Source organism: Rhodovulum sp. (genome assembly GCF_011048875.1).
Lineage (GTDB): Bacteria > Pseudomonadota > Alphaproteobacteria > Rhodobacterales > Rhodobacteraceae > Rhodovulum > Rhodovulum tesquicola.
Genome location: NZ_DSDD01000282.1, coordinates 1 through 2,580, shown reverse-complemented (window position 1 = coordinate 2,580; position 2,580 = coordinate 1). Strand labels below are relative to the sequence as shown.

General features: G+C 68.6%; 3 protein-coding genes. 2 read left to right on the top strand and 1 reads right to left on the bottom strand.

Features of this window, described 5'->3' with window-relative positions; all coding sequences use genetic code 11:
- Positions 1-360: 360 nt before the first annotated feature.
- On the top strand, positions 361-1,002 hold the full coding sequence (locus tag ENN83_RS09910) for a transglutaminase-like cysteine peptidase (RefSeq protein WP_287186470.1): 642 nt from the start codon (positions 361-363) through the stop codon (positions 1,000-1,002).
- Positions 1,003-1,039: 37 nt separating this feature from the next.
- Here ENN83_RS09910 and hemF read toward each other — a convergent pair whose 3' ends face one another.
- A complete protein-coding gene (gene hemF, locus ENN83_RS09905) occupies positions 1,040-1,933 on the bottom strand; it encodes an oxygen-dependent coproporphyrinogen oxidase (protein ID WP_287186467.1) in 894 nt (297 codons plus the stop codon).
- A gap of 134 nt (positions 1,934-2,067) precedes the next feature.
- Here hemF and ENN83_RS09900 point away from each other — a divergent pair, with 134 nt between their 5' ends.
- On the top strand, positions 2,068-2,460 hold the full coding sequence (locus ENN83_RS09900) for a hypothetical protein (protein WP_287186466.1): 393 nt from the start codon (positions 2,068-2,070) through the stop codon (positions 2,458-2,460).
- The last annotated feature ends 120 nt before the right edge of the window (positions 2,461-2,580 follow it).

Below are 2,580 nucleotides of genomic sequence, written 5' to 3'. Positions count from 1 at the left end.
CGACATGCCTTCATCCAGAGCAGCCACAAACCGCTGACGCAAATCAGAAGAATACGGTTTCCCCATCCATGCCGACCTCCTTTACGGCAATCAGCATGAATCAGAAATCACCCCGGATGTGAATCCCAAGGATTCAACCTGGTCGCGGTCGACTCTAGCGCGCAACGCATCCCGGGACACCGGCGCAAACCCGGTCCCGTTACGCAAACACCCCGAAAGGGCCGCTTCGGCGGCCTTTTCCCTTTCCCGCCGGTCGCACAGGCGGGATCGGCGGGAACCCGCCCGCCCGATGCGGTCGGCCGATCTTCGGACAGGATCCACGGCCCCCGCGCCGTGACGAAAGGGAAAAGGGACAGGCGCATGATGCAGGGAAGCTCCGCAGGGCAGCAGGACCATCCGGCGGCCGGACCGGCCGCATGGCTCGCGGCGCTCGGCGCGGCGATGGCGGTTGCCATGGCGCTGCTGATGCCCGCCGCCGCCGCCGCAGAGGGGCGATTGGTCGCCCATCTCAGCAGCAAGGCCCAGGCCGACCCGCCCAAGGGGGCCGAGGGGCTTTGCCGGCGCTATGACTGGGCCTGCGCCCGGGGCAGTTCGGCCCGCCTCACGGCTGACCAGATCCGGATGGCGGACAAGCTCAACCGCCGGATCAACGCCTCTGTCCGGCCCGTCACGGACCTGGCGCAATACGGGCGCGAGGAACATTGGGCCCGGCCCACCGCGCGCGGCGGCGATTGCGAGGATATCGCGCTGCTGAAAAAGGCCGAGCTGATCCGCATGGACATCGCCCCCGACCGGCTCCTGCTGGCCGAGGTGCTGGACGGCCAGCGCAACAACCACGCCGTCCTGATCCTGCGCAAGGATGACGGCGATTATGTGCTCGACAACCTGACCAACCGGATGCTGCCCTGGTCGCAGACCCCCTACACCTTTCTCAGGATGCAGGATTCCAGCGCGCCCCATCGCTGGAAGGCCGTGTTCGCGGGGGGCATCTTCCGCGGCTGATCGCGCCCGTGCCCCCCTCCCGTCAGGACTCCGGTGCTCAGGGCCAGGTCGCCAGCGGCGGCATGGTCATCAGAACGGCCTCGGGATCGTGCCCGGTCTCCAGCCCGAATTTCGTGCCCCGGTCGTAAAGCAGGTTGTATTCGGCATAAAGCCCGCGATGGGCCAGCTGCGCCGCCCGGTCGGCTTCGGACCACGGCATGTCGCGGCGCCGTTCCACCAGCGGCAGGAAGGCCGGCAGGAAGGCGCGGCCCACCTCCTGGGTAAAGGCGAAATCCGCCGCCCAGTCGCCCGAGTTCAGATCGTCGTAGAAGATGCCGCCCGCCCCGCGCGCCCGGCCCCGATGCGGGACGAAGAAATACTCATCCGCCCAGGCCTTGAAGCGCGGGTAATAGGCCGGATCGTGACGCCCGCAGGCCGCCCGCAGCACGGCATGGAAATCGGCCGTGTCCTCGTCATTCGGCAGGCAGGGGTTCAGGTCGGTGCCGCCGGCGAACCACCAGCCATGCGGGGTCCAGAACATCCGGGTGTTCAGATGCACCGCGGGCGTGTGCGGGTTCTGCATATGCGCCACGAGGCTGACGCCGCTGGCCCAGAAGCGCGGATCGTCCGCCATCCCCGGCAGGTCCTTGCGCGCCATCATCGCCGCCTGCGCCCGCCTGTTCAGCCGGCCATGCACGGTCGAGACGGCAACGCCCACCTTCTCGAACACCCGCCCGCCGCGCATCACGCTCATCAGCCCGCCGCCCGCATCCGACCCGTCCTCGGATTGCCGCCGGGTCTCGCTCACCTCGAACCGTCCCGGGGGCGCATCGCGCAACGGCCCCGTCGCCTGGGCGTCTTCCAGCGCCTCGAACGCGGCCACGATCTCGTCGCGCAGCGCCCGGAACCAGGCCGCGGCCCGCATCTTGTGCTCGTCGAATTGTTCGCTCATCTTCCCGTCTCCCTGTTCGGCCCTGCCTAGCAGTTTTGCACCCCCCCGCGCCACCATGCCACGGCGCCGGACGGGCGGACTTGGGGCCGCGCCGGGGGCGGCGTATCATGGCCGCAGCCGAAAGGAATCGCCCGATGCGCGCGCTTGCCATGATCTGCCTCGTGACACTGACCGCCTGCACCAGCCCGCGCCAGGCCTGCGAGCGCAACGCGCTCCACGATCTCGGGATGCTCGACCTGCTGATCCGCGAGACCGAACAGACCATCGCACGCGGCTATGCGCTGGAACGCGAACCCTATCGCAGTTCCAGCCTCCAGCTCTGCTATGGCAGCCGCTTCGGCGATCGCGACCGGATCGGCATGGCCTGGTGCAGCCACCCCGAAATCGCCTTCCGCGACCGCCCCGTCGCGGTCGACCTGCGCGCCGAACGCGTGAAACTGGCCGAGCTGCGCGCGAAACGGACCGACACCGCCCGCAGCGCCGCCCGCGCGCTCGAGGATTGCCGCACCCGCTTCCCCGCCCCCTAGAGCGTTTCAGGTTTACACGGAAGCATAGCCTGCGTCCTTGAGGTAGTTGGTGCACTCATCGGGGGTGAAGCGGTTGAGGATTGTTCCGACCGAGCGCCAGGGCGTGTCTCTCGACCGCGG

Coding starts and splice junctions, on each gene's coding strand:
- ENN83_RS09910 (WP_287186470.1), top strand. CDS start 361: ATGATGCAGGGAAGCTCCGCAGGGCAGCAGGACCATCCGGCGGCCGGA.
- hemF (WP_287186467.1), bottom strand. CDS start 1,933: ATGAGCGAACAATTCGACGAGCACAAGATGCGGGCCGCGGCCTGGTTC.
- ENN83_RS09900 (WP_287186466.1), top strand. CDS start 2,068: ATGCGCGCGCTTGCCATGATCTGCCTCGTGACACTGACCGCCTGCACC.